This is a genomic window from Mitsuaria sp. CC2, from assembly GCF_048957715.1.
Lineage (GTDB): Bacteria > Pseudomonadota > Gammaproteobacteria > Burkholderiales > Burkholderiaceae_C > Roseateles.
Map to the genome: position 1 here is coordinate 66,119 of NZ_JARVXN010000038.1, position 20,480 is coordinate 86,598.

Sequence of the window (20,480 nt, forward strand, 5' to 3'; positions counted from 1 at the left end):
ACATCGCGTCTTCGAGTCCCACGCCGATGAAACGCCTTGCCCGCAAGCGGTTGAAGTCCTTCAGCGTCGATCGTCTGCTGCGCCACGCGCTGCGGCATTGGCATGCGCAGGAGGGATGGCGTGCGGTCGAGGTTCTGCAGCGACGAGGATCTCCCGCGCTGCTGGCCCGCATCGAGACGCTGAGCGACAGCCCGCGCGTCCGCCGACGCGCGGTCGGAATGTCGATCGCCGCACAGCTGATGCGGCGGGAACATGGCCGCGATGTCCTCTTCGCCGAGCAGCAGACGCAGCAGCTCCTGCTGCGAGGTCTGTCCGATCCGCATCACGACGTGGTCCGCGCCGCCGTCGCCGGACTCGGGCAACGGCCGCATGGGGCGAGCGTCCAGGGATTGCTGCGCCTGTCGACGCACGCGGACAGCAAGATGCGATGGCAGGTCGCCGTGGCGCTCGGCTCCTACGAGGAACCGGAAGCGATCGAAGGCCTGATCCGGCTCGCGTCGGACACGTCCGCCGAGGTGCGCGACTGGGCCACCTTCGGGCTGGGTACGCTGCGCGACGACGACACGCCGGAGATCCGCGAAGCCTTGCGCCTGAATCTGCGGGATAGCGACGAGGATGTCCGCGGCGAGGCGCTGGTGGGGCTCGCAAGGCGCGGCGATCACGACATCGTGGATGTCCTGATCACGCAGCTCACGCCCGAGTGCCACCTGTACGAACTGGACGCAGCCGAAGCGCTCGCCGATCCGCGCCTCGTCGAACCACTGCAGGCGCTGTCCCGATCCGCGCCGCCGTCGTGGACGGCGATCTGGCAGACCCACCTGGATGAAGCGCTGGCGGCCTGCTCGAATCAATCCGTGCCGGTGGGCACCGAACGCAGCAGCGCTTCCTGAACGTCCGCAGCCGCAGTTCTCGGCGGTTCGTCCTTCGAGATCTTCGCGAGATTCGCACCTTCGTAGGGCTCGTGAATCGGGCCGAGGACGAAGCGGGCTTGGAGCTCGCGCAGCATCACGTGCGGTTCGATGCAGCGCACGCCGACTGCTGCGCAGACGTCCGGGATCTTGATCTTCTTCTTCGAGCCCCGCGCCGACTTTTCCAAAGTCACGACCGTGTCACCACGCGCGAGCCCATGAACCACGAGGTACATGTCCGCGGAGTCCATGAACTCAAAGAGCACGGGATCCAGCAAGCCCTGCTTGTTGACCCATTCCACGACGGTGTGGATGGCCATGGCCACCGTCTCATCCGCGTCGAGCCAGAAGCCTGGCGACTGCGCGGCAACCCACGGCACGATCACCTCGTCGGTGAGTTCGTCGCGTACCTGGGTAACGCTGAACACTTGACCATCCGCCTGGCTGACCGTCAGCCATCGCCAGAAGGCAGGACAGAAGTCCATGCCGTAGTAGGTCTTCCGGGCTTCCAGGAACACGTTCGCGTCCAGCAGATAGGCCATCTCACACCTCCAGATCAAGGGATCGGCCGATCGCGTCCAACACGTCGGTGGACTTGATGCCCAGCATCCGGAACGCCGACATGAAGGTCGTCGACGTGCCGCCCGTGTTGCAGATCAGGGCGCGGGTGAACGTGCGGCTTGACCGCGTGGCGACGGCCAACCAGCCATCGATGGGCGGCATCGACGGGACGACCAGCTTGTTCGCGGCAGCATGCCGATGAAGCCGGGCCACGACCTCCCTCGCAACGGCGTCGCAAAATCGCGGCATGCTTGCGTCGCTGCGGACCGGAGCCGCCGCAGTACTGACACCCGACTGCCCGAGCCACACCAAGGCGAGGTGCCTGGCGAGCGTCAGGAGTTGATCGTCCTTCCCCTGCCGCTCGTTGAGAACGATCACGGGCGCCAGCTCGTGAGTGAGGGTAAGACCAAGCACCTCCTCCGCGCCGAACGGACCGGCGCCGCCCTCCATGCTCCAGGGGCTCGTCATCACGAGAATGCCGGCGGCCTCCGCCATGTCGACGACAACGTCGAAGAGATGGTTCCGCGGCTCGGGCCAGAGGCAGGTCCTTCCGCGACTCCCGAGGAAGGCGACGATGGACGCCGCCGCAATGTGCGGGATGCCGTTCACCGTCACGCTGCCGACGAACGGGAGCGGATCCTCTCCGAGTTCGATCAGGTAGTCCCGGTACCACTCCTGACGCACTTCGAACGGGTGAATCACGGAATCCCAGCAACGCGGACTGGGTGGCCACGGTGTCGGGGTCTCCGGGTCCAGATACAGGCGCGGCGGGTTGACCAGGTGTTCGAGGGCCACCCGCTGCGACCGGCCCTTCAGATGTGCTTGTTGCATGAGGCTCATTGCACTGCGCCTCGCCCCGCAAGGCGATCCTCAATTCGTTGGTAGATGCGGGCGCAACACCAACGGCAGATGAAGGTCGGCGGGCCTCCATGGATGCCTGATTTGAGCGATGCCTGATCCCTGGAATCAGTCAGTGACGACGGCCCTGGCGACGTTCGCCGCAGAGACTGTTGATCGCCGTCAGGCGATCTCGGGCGATCCGCCCCTGCGCAAATCTGTAGCCAGCATTCGCTGCACGCACAATGGATGTCTTCTCCGACTCCCGACGTCGCGCCCCATGCTCCCCCGCATCAGCGAAGAGATCACCTTCCGCAAGCTCGAGATCCTGATCACGTTCCTGGAGAGCGGCAGCCTCGCGCGCGCCGCGGAGCGGCTGGGCACGAGCGCCGTCAGCGTGCACCGCGCGCTGCATTCGCTCGAAGCCGGCACGCGCTGCGCGCTGTTCCGGCTCGAAGGCCGCAACCTGCAGCCCACCGACGCCGCCCACGCGCTCGCCGACGTCGCCCGAGAGATCCTCCAGCGCATGGACGAAGGCATCAGCGCCACCCGCGCCATCGCCGGCTACGGCGCCGAACGCATCCGCATCGGCTCGCTGTATTCGCTGACCAGCGGCACCGTGCCGTCCATGATCATGGCGCTCAAGGCGCGCAGGCCCGACGTTCAGGCTGAACTCATCCTCGGCTCCAATGCCGACCTCGTCCAGCGCCTGCGCGACGGCACCATCGACGCCGCCGTCATGGGCCAGCCCGACGCCGCGCCGGAACTGGAAACCCACGCCCTGTTCGAGGACGACGTCTTCTTCGCCGCGCCCGCCCAGTCGCCGTATGCAGGACTCGCCAGCATCGACCTGCGCGACTGCGCCGAGGAGCGCTTCGTCAGCCTGCAGGAAGGCTTCGTCACCTACAGCCGCTTCGTCGACGCGTTCCGCATCGCCGGGTTCGAGCCGCAGATCGTCATGAAGACCAACGACATCTTCTCGCTGATGAACCTCGTCGGCGGCGGCATCGGCTGCACCCTGCTGCCCGGCCGCGTGCGCGGCGTGCTGCCGCCCAGCGTCCGACTCATCCCGCTCCAGGACCGCTACGCCGCCGTGCGCCAGACCATCGCGCTGTGTTTCCTGCGCACCCGCGAGCGCGATCCCAACCTGCTCGCGCTGCTGGCAGCCAGCCGCACACTGAAACTCGGCGGACATTGAGCCGGAAAACCGATCCCCCTCGGGTATCCCCTTCCCTCGCACGCCAACACGGCCGCGCTTTGGGCTGCGTCCGCCGCCAACCATTCCGTTCCCCGTAATCGTCCCGCGCGCCGGTTGATTGATCGGGCGGCGCCCCGCCCGTAACTTCCGTCTCCATGGACCGCATCCCCATGGACACCAAGGCCCGCGACCGCGCCGCCCGGCTCGCCGCGGCCCGCGACGCGCTCGGCACGCGACTGGCGGGACGACACGTCGAGACCGACGCGATCGTCGACCTGCTCCACGCCGTGCTCAAGCCCGGCGACCGCGTCTGCCTGGAGGGCAACAACCAGAAGCAGGCCGACTTCCTCGCCAAGGCGCTGGTCCGCCTCGACCCCGCACGCGTCCACGACCTGCACATGGTCCAGTCCGTGCTCGCGCTGCCCGAACACCTGGACGTCTTCGAACGCGGCATCGCGGGGCTGCTCGACTTCAGCTTCTCCGGCCCGCAGGGCGCGCGACTCGCCAAGCTGCTGTCCGCCGGCCGCCTGAAGATCGGCGCGATCCACACCTACCTGGAGCTGTTCGCGCGCTACTTCGTCGACCTGACGCCCAAGGTCTCGCTGATCGCCGCGCAGGCCGCCGACATCCACGGCAACCTCTACACCGGTCCCAACACCGAGGACACGCCCGCGATCGTCGAAGCGACGGCCTTTTCCGGCGGCATCGTCATCGCGCAGGTCAACGAGCTGCTGCCCGAAGGCACCGCCCTGCCCCGCGTCGACGTGCCCGCCGACTGGATCGACTTCGTGGTGCGCGCGCCGACGCCCAACGTCATCGAACCGCTGTTCACCCGCGACCCCGCGCAGATCAGCGAGATCCAGGTGCTGATGGCGATGATGGCCATCAAGGGCATCTACGCCGAGTACGGCGTGCAGCGCCTGAACCACGGCATCGGCTTCGACACCGCCGCGATCGAGCTGCTGCTGCCGACCTACGGCGAGTCGCTCGGGCTGAAGGGAAAGATCTGCCGGCATTGGGCGCTGAACCCGCACCCGGCGCTGATCCCGGCGATCGAGGCGGGCTGGGTTGAGTCGATCCATTCGTTCGGCTCCGAGCTCGGCATGGAGGACTACATCCGCGCCCGCTCCGACGTCTTCTTCACCGGCCCCGACGGCAGCCTGCGCAGCAATCGCGCATTCAGCCAGGCAGCCGGGCATTACGCCTGCGACCTGTTCATCGGCTCGACGCTGCAGATGGACCTGATGGGCAACAGCTCGACGGCGACGCTGGGCCGCATCGCCGGCTTCGGCGGCGCGCCCAACATGGGCGCCGACGCGCGCGGCCGCCGCCACGCCAGCCCCGCCTGGCTGAAGGCGGGCGAGGAGGCGCGCTCGCACCTGAGCGGCGCCGCCGCCACGCCGCGCGGCCGCAAGCTGGTGGTGCAGATGGTGGAGACCTTCCGCGAGCACATGCAGCCCGCGTTCGTCGACCACCTCGACGCCTGGGAACTGCAGCGCCAGGCCGGCATGGACCTGCCGCCGATCATGATCTACGGCGACGACGTGACGCACGTCCTGACCGAAGAAGGCATCGCCAACCTGCTGCTGTGCCGCAGCGACGAGGAACGCGAGCAGGCGATCCGCGGCGTCGCCGGCTACACCGCCGTGGGACTGGGACGTGACCGCCGCGCCGTGGAGAACCTGCGCGACCGCGGCGTGATCAGGCGCCCCGAGGACCTGGGCATCGACCCGCGCCACGCCACGCGCAACCTGCTCGCCGCGCGCGGCATGCGCGACCTGGTGCGCGCGTCCGGCGGCCTGTACCGGCCGCCCAAGCGCTTCCGCAACTGGTGAGCCACAGCAGCACCTGTCGAGAGCCACCACGAGACAACACAAGAGAGATGCCATGACGCCCGTTCCGCCTGGTCTCGAGACCCTGGACTTCCGCTTCGCCGGCTCCCACGCGCTGAGCGGCTTTGCGCCGGTGCTGGTGGGCGTCGTCGGCTCCGGCAACCTGGAGGTGATGCTCGAAGCGGAGGCCGGCGGCGACTGCGCTGTCCGCGTCCAGACCTCCGCACGCGGCTTCGCACCGATCTGGCAGGCGGTGCTCGACGACTTCCACCGTCGTCACGACCTGGCCGGCGTTCGCGTGTCCATCAACGACATGGGCGCCACGCCGGCGGTCGTCAGCCTGCGGCTCGACCAGGCCGTGCAGGAGCTGCGGCCATGACGGCGCTCTCTTACGCGGAATGCTCGGCGCGCGAGCGGCTGGCGTTGCTGCTCGATCCGGACAGCTTCCACGAATGGCTGCCGCCGCAGGAGCGCGTGATGAGCCCGCATCTGGCGCAGCTCGGCGTGCCGTCGGCCTTCGATGACGGCGTCGCGGTCGGGCGTGCGGTGCTCGACGGTCGGGCCATCTTCGTGGCCGCGCAGGAAGGCGCGTTCATGGGGGGCGGCGTGGGCGAGGTCCACGGCGCGAAGCTCGTCGGCCTGCTGCGCCGCGCGCTGCGCGACCGGCCCGCCGCAGTGCTGCTGCTGCTCGATTCCGGCGGCGTGCGATTGCACGAGGCCAACGCGGGCCTCATCGCGGTCTCCGAAGTCATGCGCGCGGTGCTGGACGTGCGCGACGCCCGCATCCCGGTCATCGCGCTGATCGGCGCGGCCAACGGCTGCTTCGGCGGCATGGGCATCGTCGCGAGGTGCACCGACTTCGTCGTCATGAGCGATCTTGGCCGGCTCGCGATGTCGGGTCCCGAGGTCATCGAGGCGTCCAACGGCGTCGAGGAATTCGACGCCCGCGATCGCGCGCTGGTCTGGCGCACCACCGGCGGCAAGCACCGCTGGCTGAGCGGCGACTGCGACGCGCTCGTCGAGGACGACGTCGCCGCCTTCCGCCAGGCGGCGATCGCGGCGATGGACACGCTGCCGACATCGCGCGCCGTCACGATCGACGCGTTGGAGACGGAGCACGCCCTGCTCGCCCATCGGCTGTCGCTGCTCGACGCCGCAGTCACCGGCGACGACGTGCAGGCCTTGTGGAACCGGCTCGGCGTCGCGCAGGCCGCGCAGGTGCCGGACCTGGAGGTCGCCGAGGTCGTGCCCTTGCGCACGCTGGCTGCCGCGCCGCAGACCGTGAAGCGGCTGCACGGCTGAGCGGCTGCACGGCTGCACGGCTGCACGGCTGAGCGGCTGAACGGCTGAACGGCTGAACGATTGAACGACTGAACTGCTGACCGGCCGAACAGAAGAGTCTCGAAGACGAGCCTCGAAGGAGATCCGAAGATGGACTGGAAGACATTGACCGCGACGCTGTTCGGTGACGACGTCGACCTGACGCTGGACGGGGATTTCCTGCACGGCACGGTCGAGCTCGACGGCGAGCCGCTGACCCTCGTCGGCACGACGAACCACGCGCCGATCGGCGTGAAGCTCGCGCTGGCGCAGGCGCGCGTGGTGCTGGACACCCTGACCCGCCATCCGGGCCGACCGATCCTGCTGTTGATCGATACGCAGGGGCAGCAACTGCGGCGGCGCGATGAGCTGCTCGGCATCAACCGCGCGATGGCGCACCTGGGCATGACGATCGACCTGGCGCGGCGCCGCGGACATCGCGTGCTCGGGCTCGTGTACGACCAGGCGCTGTCGGGCGGCTTCATCACCTCGGGCCTGATCGCCGACGCCTGCGACGCGTTGCCGGAGGCCGAGATCCGCGTGATGCGCATCCCGGCGATGTCGCGCGTGACGAAGCTGCCCGAGGAGATGCTCGCCGCGCTGTCGGAGACCAACCCGGTGTTCGCGCCCGGCGTCGACAACTACGTCGCGATGGGCGGCGTGCGGCGACTCTGGACCGGCGACCTGCAGGCCGCGCTGCGCCAGGCGCTGGCCGACGCGCCCGCCGAGGACCGTCGCGCGATCGACGGCGCGGCGCGCGGCGGACGCCGGCTCGCGGCCGACGTGATGCAGCGCGTGCTCGACGCCGCCTGACGCCGCGCTGGACCGCGCCTGAACCGCGCCTGAACCGGACTCCGCCATGGCCCGCCTTCATCGCCATCAACTCGTGCACTTGACGCCCGCGGCATGGGAGCGCCTGCGCGCGCTCGCGCGCGACGCCGTCGAGCGCGAGTGCCTCACGCTGTGGGCCTCGCGCGGGCTGCCGCTGGTGGTGACGCAGCAGCGCTGCGATGCGGGCGCCGAGCCGGCCTCGATCGCGATGGGCCTGTCGGCGCCGCTGCGCTGGGAGTCGCGCCGCATCGGCGTCAGCGTCGCGCGCAGCGAGGTGATGTTCTTCGACGAATTCCCCGCCGCGCGCGCCGTCTCGAAGTTGCTGCCTGCGTCGGCCCGCGCCGCGTGGGAAGACCTGTGCCGCGCGGCATTCGCCTGCGGCGTCCAGCCGCGCGTGTACGGCAGCTACGGCTGGCAGGCGCTGTCGGCGATGGTCCATGTCCGCGCCGACTCCGATGCGGACCTGTGGGTCGGCGTGACCGACGCCGAGCAGGCCGACCAGATCGCCGAGCTGCTGGCCGGCGCCGAGATCCCCGGTCTGCGTCTCGACGGCGAACTGGTCTTCGACGGCGACAACGCCGTGTCCTGGCGCGAATGGCTCACCTGGCGGGCGAGCGGCGTGCGCGCCATCCTGGTCAAGTCCATGGGCGGCAGCCGGCTCGCGACGGAGCTCGGCGAGATCGTCCGGGACGTCAAGGCGGCGGCATGAACGCCAACGACGCATGACACCCGACGCCATCGGCCGCGCCGCCGCCGCCGCGCTGTACGACGAGCTGGCGCTGTCGCCGAAGCCCGGCCTGGTCACCCTCACCAGCAACGGCAGTCACAGCGACATGGATGCGCGGACCTTCATGCGCAGCCTCTCGTCGCTGCGTCCGTACTTCGTCCGCATCGCGCATCTCGGCGCAGCGGGGGCGGACTTCTCCGACCTCGAACGCGCCGGCATCGAGGCTGAAGCGCGGATGCTCGCAGCGACCGGCGGCGTCAACACGCATCGCGGCGCGATCTTCCTGCTGGGATTGCTTTGCGCGTCTGCCGGCGCCGTCGTCGCCACGCGTCGGCGACTGACGCCGGAGACCTTGCGCACGACGCTCATCGAACGTTGGGGCGACGCGCTGCGACGCCGCTCGTCCCGGCCATCCAACCTGCCGGGCGGTATCGCCGCGCGCCAGCTGAAGCTGCGCAGTGCGTCCGAGGAGGCCGCGCTCGGATTCCCGGCCGTCTTCGAAACGGCGATTCCGGCGATGCGCTCGGCCATCCAGCGCGGCCTCCCGCGTGAGCGCGCGCAGCTCGACACGCTCTTCCATCTCATGGCAACGCTGGACGACAGCAACCTCGCGCATCGCGGCGGTCTCGACGGGCTGCGCTTCGCGCAGCGCGCGGCACGTGTTTTCATCGCACGAGGCGGCGCCGCGACGGCGGATGCGGACGATCGCGCCGCGGCGATCGCCGCCGACTTCGAAGCCCGCAGGCTCTCGCCCGGCGGCTCCGCCGACATGCTGGCCGCCGTGTGCTGGATGCGGCGGATCGGGGCCCTCGGCGCAATCGACGTGGTCGATGAGGTCGAAGAGGTGCCGGCACGCCTAGCCCTCCCGTGAGCGTCGCAGTCGTCTTCAGCGGTCAGGGGAACCAGCATCCCGCGATGCTGCCGTGGCTGGGCGACGACGCCTCGATGGCGACCTTGGGTTCGCGGCTCGGCGTCCCCGACTGGCGTGCGGCGCTCGCCGATCCCGCATGGGCACGCATGAACGCGCACGCTCAGGTGCTGATCACGACGACCGGCCTCGCGGCGTGGTCGCAGATCGCATCGCGTTTGATGTCGGCTTCGATAGCGATCGACGGCGTCGCGGGCTATAGCGTCGGTGAGCTCGCCGCCTGCGCAGCGGCGGGCGTGATCGATGCCGAAGACGCGATGAAGTTCGCGGCGCAGCGCGCGACGTTCATGGACGAGGCGAGCCGGTCGCTCGCGGGCGGACTCTGCGGCGTGACCGGCATCGCGGCGGCGGACGTTGAAGCCGTCCTGCTCGGAACGTCCGTGAGCATCGCCATCCGCAACGGCGACGACTCCGTCGTCATCGGCGGTCCGCTCGGTGGCGACGCGCTCGATGCCGTCGAAGCGGCGCTGGCCGCGCGCGGCGCGCGTTGCACGCGGCTCGCGGTCTCCGTCGCCTCGCACACGCCGCTGATGCGCTCGGCGGCGCAGGCGTTCGGCAACGCGCTATCGACGGCCGGCCTCCGCGCTCCGACGCTCCCGCTGTTCGACAGCGACGCCAATCGCGTCTGGACCGCCGACCAGGCGCGCGCCGGACTCGCTCACCAGATCGACCACACCGTGCGATGGGACGAGGTCATGGATCAGCTCGCCGCGCGCGGGCCGTCCTGCGTGCTGGAGATCGGCGGCGGCCAGGCGCTCGCGCGGCTCTGGCAACAGCGGCATCCGTCGATTCCCGCTCGTTCCGCCGATGAGTTCCGCACGCTCGACGGTGTGCTGGCGTGGATCGAGCGCAGCGCGCCGTGAGGTGCGTGGAACGGGTTCTCCCTCGATCGTTGCAGCACGCGTAAAGGTCCCGTCACGAGCTTGATTGAAGCTCGCCCGCGCGCTCGATACCGTGCATGCCATCGAGAAACGATGCGGCCGGCGCGCCACGCGCGGGACCGTCACAACAGGAGACGGCGATGAACATTCACTGGATATCCATCCTTCCACTGGCGGCCATGTTCGTCGTGGCCACGGCGTTGCCGATCAACATGGGCGTGCTGGCCTTCGTCGGCGCGTTCCTCGTCGGCACGCTCGCCGCGGGCATGAGCGCCAAGGCCATCATGGCCGGCTTCCCCGCCGAGCTGTTCCTGACGCTGGCGGGCATCACCTATCTCTTCGCGCTCGCGCAGAACAACGGCACCATCGACTGGCTGGTGCGGCTCGCCGTGCGCGCCGTGCGGGGCCGCATCGCGGCGATTCCATGGATCATGTTCCTGGTCGCGGCGCTGCTGACCTCATTCGGCGCGGTCAGCCCGGCGGCGGTCGCGATCATCGCGCCCATCGCGCTCGGCTTCGCCGCGCGCCACGGCATCAATCCGCTGATGATGGGGTTGATGGTGATCCACGGGGCGCAGGCGGGCGGCTTCTCGCCGATGAGCATCTACGGCGGCATCACCAACAAGATCGTCGCCAAGGCGGGTCTGCCGCTCAACGAGATCACGACCATGCTGGCGAGCTTCGGTGTCAACTTCGCGGTGTCGCTGGGGCTCTTCCTCGCGCTCGGCGGGCTGCAGCTGATGCGGCGCGGGCGCGTCGCGGACGACGGCGAACTCGCGCCCATCCCGCCGGTTGCGCGGGCCCAGGGCGGGCCGCAGGTCTTCGGCGATGCGGAGGCCGCCTCGTACGGCGAGGGTCGCCGCGTCGCGGCGAGCAAGTCGTCGATGATGGGGCAGGTCCAGACGCAGACCTTCCAGAACACGGGGCCGCATCAGGTGATCACCGCGCTGGGCCTGCTGCTGCTGGCGGTACTGACGCTGGTCTACAAGCTGGACATCGGTTTCGTGTCGATCACGATCGGCCTGGTGCTGAGCCTGATGCAGCCGCGGCTGCAGAAGAGCGCGCTGGGTCAGGTCTCGTGGCCGGAGATCATGCTGATCGTCGGCGTGAGCACGTACGTGGGCGTGATGGAGAAGATGGGCACGATCGACTACGTCGGCCACAGCGTCGCGAATCTCACATCGCCGCTGATGGCGGCGCTGCTGCTGTGCTTCGTCGGCGCGGTGGTGTCGGCCTTCGCGTCGTCGACGGCGGTGCTGGGATCGCTGATCCCCTTGGGCGTGCCGTTCCTGACCGGTGACAACTCGACGATGGCGATCGGCTTCATCGCCGCGATGGCGGTCTCGTCGACGATCGTGGACGTGAGTCCGTTCTCTACCAACGGCGCGCTCGTGCTGGCGAATGCCAAGGGCATGGATCGCGATCGTTTCTTCCGTTTGCTGCTGCTCTACGGAGTCGCGGTGACGGTGATCGCGCCGGTGGTGGTGTGGGGGCTCTTCGTGGTGCTGTGAGATAGGTCATGCAAACGGACTTCTGCAGATTCAAGTCCATCTCGAGTCAGAAGGCTTCAGGCGCGTCGACTATCAGGAATCCGACATGCCGCGAGGCTTGGCCGCGAGCTTGGCTCGGAGCCGCTGGGCAATTCGATCCGCTTCGACCTTCTCCTGGGCCGAAAGCGCTGGCGGATTCCGCGCTTCAACAACACGCTGAAGCATCTCCGCCTGATGCTGCGAACCAAGCTCCATGGCCACTGCGTAGTAGGCGGTCTGCTCATAGGATGTCAAGCCGAGTTTGTTTCCATACAGCGCCAGCCGCTGCACGGCGACCTCACTTCCCGCCATCGCATCAAGCCTCAGGGCTTCACGCAGCGGGACTTTCATCGCTTCTGGAGGGCTGTAATTGACCCGCTCTCCATAGGCGACCCCGGCGCCGGGAATGCCCCCCTGCAGCGCGCGCAAGGCCAACTCTTCACCATGAGCAGCCATATCTTCCGAAACGCTTTGACATTTTCTCTGCAGATCTTCAGCGCCCTCGATCAGCTTCCCGAGCTTCGCATTCGACAGTTGAGTCCCTCCGCGCGATTTCTCCAGCGCTTCGTGAAGCTTCTTTGCGACCGAACAGCGTGAGAGGTAGTCCGCCGCCTCTTTAGCTTCCCTGGCAGATTGGTTGCTGATGGCTTGAAGGATGAACTGACCATAGTCTGGCTCATCCCTCAGCTTGCGTGCTGCTCGAACGCACTTCTGACGCACTTCCGTTCCACCTGTTGAAGCGTCCGTTGCGTGTGCCCACGAGCAGGCAGACATGCCGAGAACTGCGATGGCCAGTGAGGCGCATACGCTGCCGATCATCTTCACCATCTTGACTCCCTGAAAGCTAATGGAGTCGCTGTTGTCCCGCCGTGATGCTCGCCATTCATCCCCCTCCAAATAGGGAGACGAACTACCCAAACGTTCCGGCATGAAGAATGCTTGGGATGTCTCGAAGTTTCGATTCAGAGGGAATTCTGGCTGCGCCACCAAAGGACTCATCAGACGGCGTTCGAACATTCCTGCAAACTGTCCGAGGAGTCGGCAGCGAAATCAAGGTACACGCGTGATTCGCCCCTCGGAGCTCGGCGGAGAATTCCTAACAATCTCCTATCAATTCATTCACGAATGTTTAACGAATGGATTTGCCGCCGCGATCTCTGCTTTACCACTTCATTTCTCAACTGATTGAGAGGCCTCTCATCAGTGACCGCGGCGACTCGCCTTTCAGGCGTCGACGAACGCTGCTGCGATCATTTCTCCGGCGTTGATGGGCGAGGGTTCATCGACGCGCGGGGTGTAGATCATTTCCCCGGCGCGGATGCTGGACCCCGTGAGCACGCACACGCCGTCGCGCTTGGACGGGACCATGTCCCAGATCTGGTACCCGTAGTGGCAGGCGCCTGGATCGGACCAGGAGATGGCGGCCGTGCGAGGCGTGGGCCGGTCCAGCACGTGGATGGTCGGTGCCGTCTTGAACTGCCGCGCGGAGGGGGCTGGGGGCGTATCGGGCACGCCGCCGTTGCCGAGCCACGCGACTGTGCGGAGCCAACCGTCCCGGGACGGATCGCTTGCGAGATCCCTGTACATGCGACACCGCCTTTCTCATCCGCCGGACAATCGGCGTCAAAGCCTGAAATAATTCAACGCGTGATGAATATAACAAAGGCCGGGCGATCGATGGACAAGACCCCGAAGACTGGCGGGGCGCCGCGAAGGCGCGGGCGGCCGAGCGCGGACTGTGCGCAAGGCGCGGACAACCTGTTGCGCACGGCGCGGCGGATCTTCGCGCTGCGCGGTTATGAGGCTGCGAGCGTGCGCGAGATCGCGCGCCAGGCCGATGTCGATCCCGCGCTGATCGCGCATCACTTCGGATCGAAGGAAGCGCTGTGGCTGGCGGTGGTCGAGCAGATCAAGGTGCTGATGGATCCGATGCTGCAGACCGCCAAGGACCTGGGCATCAACGCCTCGCTGGGTCCGCGCCAGCGCGTCGAGCGCTGCATGCTGTCCTTCATCGACCGCGTCTTCGAGCACCCGGACATCGGCATCTTCTTCTCCACCGCCGCGACCGAGGAAGGCGAGCGGCTCAACGTGCTGGTCGACACCATCGTGCGGCCCTTCCACGACGTCTGCCTGCCGCTGTTCAGCGACGCGATGGACGCCGGCGAACTGCACCGCTGCGATCCCGCGCTGCTGTTCTCGGTGCTGATGAACGGCATCAGCAAGACCGTCGCCTACGCGCATGTGATGCGGGCGGTGTCGACGCTGCCGGACGACCCGGCGCGCTTCAAGCGCGAGCTGACGGACATCACGCTGCATCTGTTGCGCTGAGCATCGGATCGTCTTTCCTTCCCGGGCGGGATACACAGGCATACGAAAGCCGTATCGCCGATCGCGTGGTGCTCGAAGAATCCGCTCCATCGCAGCATTCCGCTGTTTGCCTGGAAAGGATCCACCGTGTCACCGACCACCCGACGTTCCCTGTTCCCCTTGCTGCTGGCCGGTGCGTCCGCTGTGGCGGCCGTGACCCTCTCGCTTCCGCCGATGGCGTCCGATGCGGCGGCGGCATCGCTCTTCGGCGGCGCGGGGATGGACGGAAAACCGGCGCCCGCCTTCACCGGCATCGACCACTGGATCAACAGCCCGCCGCTGAAGATCGACGAGTTGCGCGGCAAGGTCGTGCTGGTGGACTTCTGGACCTACACCTGCATCAACTGCCTGAACCAGCTGCCCCACGTGAAGGCCTGGCACGAGAAGTACAAGGACCAGGGGCTGGTGGTCGTCGGCGTGCATTCGCCGGAGTACGAGGAGGAGCGCTCCACGGCCGGCCTCAAGGAGGCGATCGCCCGTCTGGGCATCCGCCACGCCGTCGCGCAGGACAACGACTTCAAGACGTGGAAGAGCTACGGCAACCGCTACTGGCCGGCGATCTATCTCATCGACAAGCAGGGGAAGATCGTCTACTCGCACTTCGGCGAAGGTCAGTACCAGCAGACCGAAGCGCAGATCCAGGCGCTGCTCAGGCAGCAGGGTTGATCCATGGAGAGGGCGCGACGCTCGGTCGCGACCCTCACTCCCGTCCTTCGACAGCCATCGAGAGGACATAGCCTTCGCTGCGCACCGTCTTGAGGTACTTCGGCTCGCGCGCGTCGTCGCGCAGCCGTTGCCGGATGCGGCTCACCAGCAGGTCGATCGAGCGCTCGAAGAGCTCGGCCTCGCGGCCCTGCGTGAGGCTCAGCAGCTGATCGCGGCTCAGCACCCGCTGCGGATGGTCGAGGAACACGCGCAGCAGCCGGTACTCCGCGCCGCTGAGCGGCACCACCGTGCCCTGCTGGTCGATCAGGTGACGCTCGATCGTGTCCAGCACCCACTCGCCGAAAGCCAGCCGCGGCGACTCGTCCGTCGCGCGCATGTTGGGCGGCAGCATCCGCGCGCGCCGCAGCACCGACTTGATCCGCGCCAGCAGCTCGCGCGCCGCGAACGGCTTGGCCAGGTAATCGTCGGCGCCCATCTCCAGCCCGAGAATGCGGTCGGCCTCGTCGCCGCGCGCGGTCAGCATGATCACCGGCGTCGCCTTGTGTTTTCCCGCGCGCAGGTCGCGGCACAGCGACAGGCCGTCCTCGCCCGGCAGCATCAGGTCGAGGATCACCAGGTCCACCGGCGTGCCGGTCTCCAGCGCGATGCGCATGTGCCGGCCGGTCGGCACGGCCGTCACCTTCAGGCCGTTGCGGGTCAGGTAGGTGGTGAGCAACTCGCGGATCTCGCGGTCGTCGTCGACGATCAACACATGATCCTGGGTGGGGGTGGACGTCTGCATGGGGTGAGGCTTCGGACGGGATGAGCGCAATGTACCGGCCCGGCCCCCGCCGCCGGTACGGACAGGCAATGTTGTGTCTCCGGGGCGGGACACGGATACACGCCAATACAAAGGTACCCACAAGCGGAGCGCGCGGGCCTATAAACCGGCCTGCGGGATTCGCCGCCAACAACGCTTCGGAGATCCTCGTGAGCCGCGTCATCGACTACTTCTTCGCCCCGCACAGCCCCTGGACCTACCTCGGCCATGAGCGCTTCGCCGCCATCGCGCGCGAGGCCGGCGCCACCGTGCGGCTGATCCCCGTCGACCTGCTCAAGCTGTTCGCCGTGTCCGGCGGACTGCCGCTGCCGCAGCGGCCGCCGCAGCGCCAGGCTTACCGACTGCTGGAGCTGCGGCGCTTCTCGCAGCATCTCGGCATGCCGATGAATGTCGAGCCGACGTTCTTTCCGGTCGCGCCGCACAAGGCGGCACGGCTGATCATCGCGGTCGACCAGGCCGACGGCGCGGATGCCGCGATGCGCCTGACCGGCGCGCTGCTGCGCGCGGTCTGGGAGCAGCAGCGCGACATCGCCGACGACGTCACGCTGACCGCCCTCCTCGGCGAGCAGGGACTGCCGGCCGAGCGTCTGACGCGCGCCGCGGAGGACGACATCGGCGCGCAGTACGACGCCAACACGCAGCGCGCGATCGACGCCAGCCTGTTCGGCGCGCCGAGTTACGTCATCGACGGCGAGCTCTTCTGGGGCCAGGACCGCCTGGACTTCGTCCAGCGCGAACTGGCGAACGCGAACACCAACGCATGAGCCGCTCGCCCGCATCGACTGCGTCGGCCACATCGGCCGCAGCATCGGCCGCAACCTCGATCAAGACGCGCCGTTTCGGCCCGCGCACGCTCTTCGCGCGCGTGTTCTGGCTGATGGTCGTCGGCATCGCGATCGCGCAGGCGCTGGCCTACGTCGCGATCCGCCAGGAGCGTTCGATGGCCCTGCGGGCGCTGATGATGTCGGGCGTCGAACGCGACATCGCCACCGGCGTCGCGGTGCTGGACCGCCTGCCGGCGGCGGAACGCGCCGACTGGCTGAAGCGCCTCGAGCGCCCGAACTACCGCTTCGCGCTCGCCGACGAACTCGATCCGACAGCCGGGCCGGTGGAACGGACCGACTTCAACGGGCCCTTCGTCGACGCGCTGGTGCAGGCGATGCAACCCTTCCGCATCGAACGCGCCGTGCAGCTCGGCGTCAAACGCTATCAACTGCTGGTGCGCCTGAACGACGGCGCCGCGGTGACGGTGCACGCGCAACGCGTCGACATGCCCATCCCCGAATGGGTGATGTGGGTGCTGGGCGCACAGCTCATCGTGCTGGCGGTGTGCAGCTGGATGGTGGTGCGACTGGTGACGCGTCCGCTGAAGACGCTGGCGTCGGCGGCGGACGACCTCGGTCCGGACCTGTCGCCCACGCTGATCCCCGAGGAAGGTCCCGCCGAAGTCGCGCACGCCGCGCGCGCGTTCAACGCGATGCAGCAGCGCATCGCCGGCTACACGGCGGAGCGGGTGGAGATCCTGGCCGCGATCTCGCACGACCTGCAGACGCCGATCACGCGCATGCGCCTGCGCGCCGACCTGATGAACGACGAGGAACTGCGCGGCAAGTTCCACCACGACCTGCACGCGATGCAGGTGCTGGTCCGCGAAGGGGTGACCTACGCACGCACGCTGCACGGCACGTCGGAAGTGCCGGCCCGGCTGGACGCCGATGCGCTGCTCGCGAGCATCGTCGGGGACTACCAGGACGCCGGGGAGGCTGTGGCGCTGGCCGGCGAGGCCGGGACGCCGATCATGGCGCAGCCGCAGGCGCTGAAGCGCATCCTGGTCAACCTGATCGACAACGCGCTGGCGTTCGGCGGCCAGGCCGAGATCCAGGTGACGCGCAGCGGCGCGCGACATCCGGAAGGCGCGCAAGACCCGACCCCTCGCCTCACGATCGCGGTGCTGGACCGGGGACCGGGGATCCCGGACGACCAGTTGCAGGCCGTGTTCAAGCCCTTCCACCGGTTGGAGACTTCGCGCAACCGCGACACCGGCGGCACCGGCCTCGGTCTGGCGATCGCGCTGCAACTCGCCACCGCCATGGGAGGGAACTTGTCCCTCCACAACAGGACGGGCGGGGGGCTGGAAGCCCGACTCACCCTCCCCGCCCCGCTGGCCTGACACTGTCCACGGCTTCTGTGGACAACTCTGTTGGCTCAACGGGCAGGGATGCTGCAAGCCGTTGATTCCTCACGGAATTCATTGCGGTGCCGCGAAATGAGGCAGTGGCTCAAACGGGCCATCCGAGCCATCCATCGAAGCTCGCCAGACTGTCCCTGTGAACTGTGGATAAGTCTGTTGGCTGCCTTTGCAGGGGCGACACAAGTCGTTGTTTCAACAGGGAAAAGCTTGCCGTGCTTCAAAACAAGGCAGGCCGGAGACGGGGGCGGTTGGCGACCAGCCGGCCTTGACGCGACGGTGCACCACGGTGGGCAAACTTCGTTCCACCTGCGCAGTTGCTCACAGTGCCCACCGGTTGTGCACCGGGCGGCCAGACTGTCCACGCGCTCTGTGGACAAGTCTGTTGGCTGCCCGGGCAAGGATGCTGCAAGTACTTGTCGTGGCAGGGAAATGCTTGCAATGCTGCGGAATGAGGCAGCCCCTCCTCGGAGGGATGGCCTCAGACGATCCGGAGGCCCAGGTTCGGCAGGCCGTCGATGTGGCAGTCGATGACGTCGCCCTTCACCACCGGGCCGACGTTCTCCGGGGTGCCGCTGTAGATGATGTCGCCGGGCTTGAGCTCGAAGGCGCGCGACAGCTGCGAGATCTGCTCGGCGACGCTCCAGATCATCTGGCTCAGATCCGCGTCCTGCTTGGTCTGGCCGTTGACCTTGAGCCAGATCGCGCCCTTGGACGGATGACCGCCGAGCCGCGCGACCGGGTGGATCGGACCGATGGGCGCCGACCGGTCGAAGCTCTTGCCGATCTCCCACGGCTTCTTCTGGTCGCCCATGCCGCGCTGCAGATCGCGGCGCGTCATGTCCAGGCCGATCGCGTAGCCGAACACGTGCTGGAGCGCCTGCTCCGTCGTGATGTCGCGACCGCCCTTGTTGAGCGCGGCCACCAGTTCGCATTCGTAGTGGTAGTTCTTCGTCAGCGTCGGGTACGGGTGATCGGCGACGGTGCCGGGCGCGACGTTCTGGATCGCGTCAGTCGGCTTCTGGAAGAAGAACGGCGGTTCGCGGGTCGGGTCGCTGCCCATCTCGCGCGCATGCGCCGCGTAGTTGCGGCCGATGCAATAAATGCGGCGCACAGGGAAACGCTGGTCGCTGCCGACGATGGGGATCGTCGTCTGCGGAACGTCGAACGGCGTTCGGGTCGTCCCGGCCGTCGGGGAGGTCGTATCGGCCTGGCCCGGCAGCGCGCAGCCGGCCACGGCGCCGGCGGCCATCGCGGCCGAGGTGTTGAGCAGGGAACGTCGGTCCATCGCGGTCTCCTTAGAGGTTGAGTTGTCCGACGCGGCGCGCCCCTGGAAAGCTGACGGACAGCCGCGGCCAGACGAGCGTAGGCGCGTGCCTGCGCCAACGCTTCCACGTTTCCCCTTGAAGTGAGACGGACGGGGCGAGGCCCGCACGTCGACGCCGGATCAGGCGCCTCGGGATCAGGCGCCGCTGTGGGCCGCGAGTTCCACGACCATCCGCAGACTCCTCAGCACCGCCGCGGGATCCTCGGCGTACTGCGCCTGCACGATCGCCCCATCGACCGCGACGGACAAGGCCGCGGCGATCTTCTTCCGCTGCCTCGACGCGGGCAGCAGCCCGGCGATCGCATCGGTCATGTCCTGCTTGTGGCGACGGGTCGCCTCGACCACCTCGGGCAGGGTCGGGCCCATCTCGCCCACGCCGTTCAGGAAAGCGCAGCCACGGAACTCCCCGAGCGCCTGACCGCCGAACCACTCGGCCATCGCCGGCACCAGCGCACCGACGCCCGCGCGCCCGTCCGTATCCTTGGTCGCTGCGCCGTGCCGTTCGAGCGCCCCGTTGAACCAGGCCATCCACCGTCCGTGCCGGAGATCGAGGTAGGCCAGGATCAGATCGTTCTTGCTCGGGAAGTGCCGATAGAAGGTGACCTTCGTGACGCCCGACGCCGCGATCACGCGGTCGATGCCGGTCGCGCGGATGCCCTCCGCGTAAAACAGGTCGTGGGCGGTTCGCAGGATGCGCTCGCGGGCGGGGAGTTCGCCGATGTCCACGCCAAGGTCGATGTCGTTCATGCGGATATTGTAGACAGACCTGTCTACATGCATCAGAATCCAACCCAAGTAGACAGACTTGTCTACATGAACCGATCTGACCCGTTCCAAGAAAGGACCCCGACCATGGACACCCGCCCGCCCCTGCCGCCGTTCACCCGCGACACCGCGATCCAGAAGATCCGCCTGGCCGAAGACGGCTGGAACAGCCGCGACCCCGCGCGCATCGTGCTGGCCTACAGCCCGGACACGAAGTGGCGCAACCGGGCCGAGTTCCCGCAAGGCCGTGATCAGGCGCAGGCGCTGCTGGAACGCAAGTGGACGCGCGAGCTGGACTACCGCCTGATCAAGGAACTGTGGGCTTTCGAGGGCAACCGCATCGCCGTGCGCTTCGTCTACGAATGGCACGACGACGCCGGCAACTGGTTCCGCAGCCACGGCAACGAGAACTGGGAGTTCGACGCTCAGGGTCTGATGACGCACCGCCACGCGAGCATCAACGACCAGCCGATCAAGGCCGAGGACCGCAAGTTCCATTGGCCGCTGGGCCGGCGGCCGGACGACCATCCTGGATTGACCGAGCTCGGCCTGTAAGCCGGACAGGCACATCGGCCTCAACGTCGTGACGCCGGTGTTCCACACCACCGAGAAGCGCTTCAGCACCGCCTTCAACTTCGGCGACCACCTCGCCGTCGGCGGGCTGCTTTTCGGGCCGACAGCCGGCGAGTGGTCGCTGCGGTTCCAGCACTTCTCCAACGGCAACATCGCGCGGCCGAATCCGGGCCAGAACTTCGTGCAGGTGCGGCGGAGCCAGGCGCTGTAGCCGACCGCTGG

At 68.0% G+C, this 20,480-nt stretch carries 23 protein-coding genes; 16 read left to right on the forward strand and 7 right to left on the reverse strand.

Features of this window, described 5'->3' with window-relative positions; genetic code table 11:
- Positions 1 to 26 precede the first annotated feature (26 nt).
- Positions 27 to 890, forward strand: coding sequence for a HEAT repeat domain-containing protein (locus tag PV762_RS24660; RefSeq protein ID WP_421037639.1), 864 nt, complete (start codon positions 27 to 29; stop codon positions 888 to 890).
- Here the strand turns inward: PV762_RS24660 and PV762_RS24665 are convergent.
- A complete protein-coding gene (locus tag PV762_RS24665; RefSeq protein ID WP_421037640.1) occupies positions 848 to 1,450 on the reverse strand; it encodes a DUF4411 family protein in 603 nt (200 codons plus the stop codon). The genes PV762_RS24660 and PV762_RS24665 overlap by 43 nt on opposite strands.
- A gap of 1 nt (position 1,451) precedes the next feature.
- Positions 1,452 to 2,309, reverse strand: a complete 858-nt coding sequence (locus tag PV762_RS24670) for a hypothetical protein (RefSeq protein WP_421037641.1) — start codon at positions 2,307 to 2,309, stop codon at positions 1,452 to 1,454.
- Between the two features lie 277 nt (positions 2,310 to 2,586).
- Here PV762_RS24670 and PV762_RS24675 point away from each other — a divergent pair, with 277 nt between their 5' ends.
- The 9 genes from PV762_RS24675 to PV762_RS24715 all read left to right on the forward strand — a co-directional run bounded on the left by PV762_RS24675 (position 2,587) and on the right by PV762_RS24715 (position 11,534).
- Positions 2,587 to 3,504: a LysR substrate-binding domain-containing protein gene (locus PV762_RS24675; RefSeq protein WP_421037642.1), complete on the forward strand. Its 918-nt coding sequence runs from the start codon at positions 2,587 to 2,589 to the stop codon at positions 3,502 to 3,504.
- Positions 3,505 to 3,659: 155 nt separating this feature from the next.
- The gene (gene mdcA / locus PV762_RS24680) at positions 3,660 to 5,339 is read left to right on the forward strand and encodes a malonate decarboxylase subunit alpha (protein WP_421037643.1); all 1,680 of its coding nucleotides are present in this window, start codon (positions 3,660 to 3,662) and stop codon (positions 5,337 to 5,339) included.
- Positions 5,340 to 5,391: 52 nt separating this feature from the next.
- Positions 5,392 to 5,715 carry a malonate decarboxylase acyl carrier protein gene (mdcC, locus tag PV762_RS24685; protein WP_421037644.1) on the forward strand — a complete coding sequence of 108 codons (324 nt, stop codon included), beginning with the start codon at positions 5,392 to 5,394 and terminating at the stop codon, positions 5,713 to 5,715.
- Positions 5,712 to 6,638, forward strand: a complete 927-nt coding sequence (locus PV762_RS24690; protein WP_421037645.1) for a biotin-independent malonate decarboxylase subunit beta — start codon at positions 5,712 to 5,714, stop codon at positions 6,636 to 6,638. The genes mdcC and PV762_RS24690 overlap by 4 nt, the downstream gene beginning before the upstream one ends.
- Positions 6,639 to 6,767: 129 nt before the next feature.
- The gene (locus tag PV762_RS24695) at positions 6,768 to 7,469 is read left to right on the forward strand and encodes a biotin-independent malonate decarboxylase subunit gamma (RefSeq protein WP_421037646.1); all 702 of its coding nucleotides are present in this window, start codon (positions 6,768 to 6,770) and stop codon (positions 7,467 to 7,469) included.
- Positions 7,470 to 7,515: 46 nt separating this feature from the next.
- On the forward strand, positions 7,516 to 8,196 hold the full coding sequence (mdcG, locus tag PV762_RS24700; RefSeq protein WP_421037647.1) for a malonate decarboxylase holo-[acyl-carrier-protein] synthase: 681 nt from the start codon (positions 7,516 to 7,518) through the stop codon (positions 8,194 to 8,196).
- 13 nt (positions 8,197 to 8,209) lie between these two features.
- Positions 8,210 to 9,085 carry a triphosphoribosyl-dephospho-CoA synthase MdcB gene (gene mdcB / locus PV762_RS24705; protein WP_421037648.1) on the forward strand — a complete coding sequence of 292 codons (876 nt, stop codon included), beginning with the start codon at positions 8,210 to 8,212 and terminating at the stop codon, positions 9,083 to 9,085.
- The gene (locus tag PV762_RS24710; protein ID WP_421037649.1) at positions 9,082 to 10,005 is read left to right on the forward strand and encodes an ACP S-malonyltransferase; all 924 of its coding nucleotides are present in this window, start codon (positions 9,082 to 9,084) and stop codon (positions 10,003 to 10,005) included. Before mdcB ends, PV762_RS24710 begins: the two co-directional genes overlap by 4 nt.
- A gap of 158 nt (positions 10,006 to 10,163) precedes the next feature.
- Positions 10,164 to 11,534 carry an SLC13 family permease gene (locus PV762_RS24715; RefSeq protein WP_421037650.1) on the forward strand — a complete coding sequence of 457 codons (1,371 nt, stop codon included), beginning with the start codon at positions 10,164 to 10,166 and terminating at the stop codon, positions 11,532 to 11,534.
- Between the two features lie 72 nt (positions 11,535 to 11,606).
- On the opposite strand, the gene PV762_RS24720 is transcribed toward PV762_RS24715, so the two are convergent.
- A complete protein-coding gene (locus tag PV762_RS24720) occupies positions 11,607 to 12,569 on the reverse strand; it encodes a hypothetical protein (protein ID WP_421037651.1) in 963 nt (320 codons plus the stop codon).
- Between the two features lie 207 nt (positions 12,570 to 12,776).
- Positions 12,777 to 13,139 carry a DUF3331 domain-containing protein gene (locus PV762_RS24725; RefSeq protein WP_421037652.1) on the reverse strand — a complete coding sequence of 121 codons (363 nt, stop codon included), beginning with the start codon at positions 13,137 to 13,139 and terminating at the stop codon, positions 12,777 to 12,779.
- Between the two features lie 90 nt (positions 13,140 to 13,229).
- Here PV762_RS24725 and PV762_RS24730 point away from each other — a divergent pair, with 90 nt between their 5' ends.
- Together PV762_RS24730 and PV762_RS24735 are read left to right on the forward strand one after the other, a co-directional pair.
- A complete protein-coding gene (locus tag PV762_RS24730) occupies positions 13,230 to 13,880 on the forward strand; it encodes a TetR/AcrR family transcriptional regulator (protein ID WP_421037653.1) in 651 nt (216 codons plus the stop codon).
- Positions 13,881 to 14,093: 213 nt separating this feature from the next.
- Positions 14,094 to 14,585 (forward strand): thioredoxin family protein, encoded by a 492-nt coding sequence (locus PV762_RS24735; RefSeq protein WP_421037751.1) that lies wholly within the window; start codon positions 14,094 to 14,096, stop codon positions 14,583 to 14,585.
- A 34-nt stretch (positions 14,586 to 14,619) separates the two neighbouring features.
- Here the strand turns inward: PV762_RS24735 and PV762_RS24740 are convergent, their stop codons facing one another.
- The gene (locus tag PV762_RS24740) at positions 14,620 to 15,366 is read right to left on the reverse strand and encodes a response regulator (RefSeq protein ID WP_421037654.1); all 747 of its coding nucleotides are present in this window, start codon (positions 15,364 to 15,366) and stop codon (positions 14,620 to 14,622) included.
- Positions 15,367 to 15,554: 188 nt separating this feature from the next.
- Here PV762_RS24740 and PV762_RS24745 point away from each other — a divergent pair, with 188 nt between their 5' ends.
- Together PV762_RS24745 and PV762_RS24750 are read left to right on the forward strand one after the other, a co-directional pair.
- A complete protein-coding gene (locus tag PV762_RS24745) occupies positions 15,555 to 16,169 on the forward strand; it encodes a 2-hydroxychromene-2-carboxylate isomerase (RefSeq protein ID WP_421037655.1) in 615 nt (204 codons plus the stop codon).
- Positions 16,166 to 17,575 carry an ATP-binding protein gene (locus PV762_RS24750; RefSeq protein WP_421037656.1) on the forward strand — a complete coding sequence of 470 codons (1,410 nt, stop codon included), beginning with the start codon at positions 16,166 to 16,168 and terminating at the stop codon, positions 17,573 to 17,575. The genes PV762_RS24745 and PV762_RS24750 overlap by 4 nt, the downstream gene beginning before the upstream one ends.
- Positions 17,576 to 18,074: 499 nt before the next feature.
- On the opposite strand, the gene PV762_RS24755 is transcribed toward PV762_RS24750, so the two are convergent.
- Positions 18,075 to 18,881, reverse strand: a complete 807-nt coding sequence (locus PV762_RS24755; RefSeq protein ID WP_421037657.1) for a fumarylacetoacetate hydrolase family protein — start codon at positions 18,879 to 18,881, stop codon at positions 18,075 to 18,077.
- Between the two features lie 174 nt (positions 18,882 to 19,055).
- Entirely contained in the window at positions 19,056 to 19,667 is a 612-nt protein-coding gene (locus PV762_RS24760; RefSeq protein WP_421037658.1) for a TetR/AcrR family transcriptional regulator, read from the reverse strand.
- Positions 19,668 to 19,772: 105 nt separating this feature from the next.
- On the opposite strand from PV762_RS24760, the gene PV762_RS24765 reads away from it, so the two are divergent.
- Both PV762_RS24765 and PV762_RS24770 read left to right on the forward strand, forming a co-directional pair.
- On the forward strand, positions 19,773 to 20,240 hold the full coding sequence (locus tag PV762_RS24765) for a DUF1348 family protein (protein WP_421037659.1): 468 nt from the start codon (positions 19,773 to 19,775) through the stop codon (positions 20,238 to 20,240).
- Between the two features lie 28 nt (positions 20,241 to 20,268).
- On the forward strand, positions 20,269 to 20,469 hold the full coding sequence (locus tag PV762_RS24770) for an acyloxyacyl hydrolase (RefSeq protein ID WP_421037660.1): 201 nt from the start codon (positions 20,269 to 20,271) through the stop codon (positions 20,467 to 20,469).
- Positions 20,470 to 20,480: the final 11 nt, after the last annotated feature.

Bases quoted from the DNA above. Each gene is read 5' to 3' on its own strand.
- PV762_RS24660 (WP_421037639.1), top strand. From the start codon at position 27: ATGAAACGCCTTGCCCGCAAGCGGTTGAAGTCCTTCAGCGTCGATCGT.
- PV762_RS24665 (WP_421037640.1), bottom strand. From the start codon at position 1,450: ATGGCCTATCTGCTGGACGCGAACGTGTTCCTGGAAGCCCGGAAGACC.
- PV762_RS24670 (WP_421037641.1), bottom strand. From the start codon at position 2,309: ATGAGCCTCATGCAACAAGCACATCTGAAGGGCCGGTCGCAGCGGGTG.
- PV762_RS24675 (WP_421037642.1), top strand. From the start codon at position 2,587: ATGCTCCCCCGCATCAGCGAAGAGATCACCTTCCGCAAGCTCGAGATC.
- mdcA (WP_421037643.1), top strand. From the start codon at position 3,660: ATGGACCGCATCCCCATGGACACCAAGGCCCGCGACCGCGCCGCCCGG.
- mdcC (WP_421037644.1), top strand. From the start codon at position 5,392: ATGACGCCCGTTCCGCCTGGTCTCGAGACCCTGGACTTCCGCTTCGCC.
- PV762_RS24690 (WP_421037645.1), top strand. From the start codon at position 5,712: ATGACGGCGCTCTCTTACGCGGAATGCTCGGCGCGCGAGCGGCTGGCG.
- PV762_RS24695 (WP_421037646.1), top strand. From the start codon at position 6,768: ATGGACTGGAAGACATTGACCGCGACGCTGTTCGGTGACGACGTCGAC.
- mdcG (WP_421037647.1), top strand. From the start codon at position 7,516: ATGGCCCGCCTTCATCGCCATCAACTCGTGCACTTGACGCCCGCGGCA.
- mdcB (WP_421037648.1), top strand. From the start codon at position 8,210: ATGACACCCGACGCCATCGGCCGCGCCGCCGCCGCCGCGCTGTACGAC.
- PV762_RS24715 (WP_421037650.1), top strand. From the start codon at position 10,164: ATGAACATTCACTGGATATCCATCCTTCCACTGGCGGCCATGTTCGTC.
- PV762_RS24720 (WP_421037651.1), bottom strand. From the start codon at position 12,569: ATGTTCGAACGCCGTCTGATGAGTCCTTTGGTGGCGCAGCCAGAATTC.
- PV762_RS24725 (WP_421037652.1), bottom strand. From the start codon at position 13,139: ATGTACAGGGATCTCGCAAGCGATCCGTCCCGGGACGGTTGGCTCCGC.
- PV762_RS24730 (WP_421037653.1), top strand. From the start codon at position 13,230: ATGGACAAGACCCCGAAGACTGGCGGGGCGCCGCGAAGGCGCGGGCGG.
- PV762_RS24735 (WP_421037751.1), top strand. From the start codon at position 14,094: ATGGCGTCCGATGCGGCGGCGGCATCGCTCTTCGGCGGCGCGGGGATG.
- PV762_RS24740 (WP_421037654.1), bottom strand. From the start codon at position 15,366: ATGCAGACGTCCACCCCCACCCAGGATCATGTGTTGATCGTCGACGAC.
- PV762_RS24750 (WP_421037656.1), top strand. From the start codon at position 16,166: ATGAGCCGCTCGCCCGCATCGACTGCGTCGGCCACATCGGCCGCAGCA.
- PV762_RS24755 (WP_421037657.1), bottom strand. From the start codon at position 18,881: ATGGACCGACGTTCCCTGCTCAACACCTCGGCCGCGATGGCCGCCGGC.
- PV762_RS24760 (WP_421037658.1), bottom strand. From the start codon at position 19,667: ATGAACGACATCGACCTTGGCGTGGACATCGGCGAACTCCCCGCCCGC.
- PV762_RS24765 (WP_421037659.1), top strand. From the start codon at position 19,773: ATGGACACCCGCCCGCCCCTGCCGCCGTTCACCCGCGACACCGCGATC.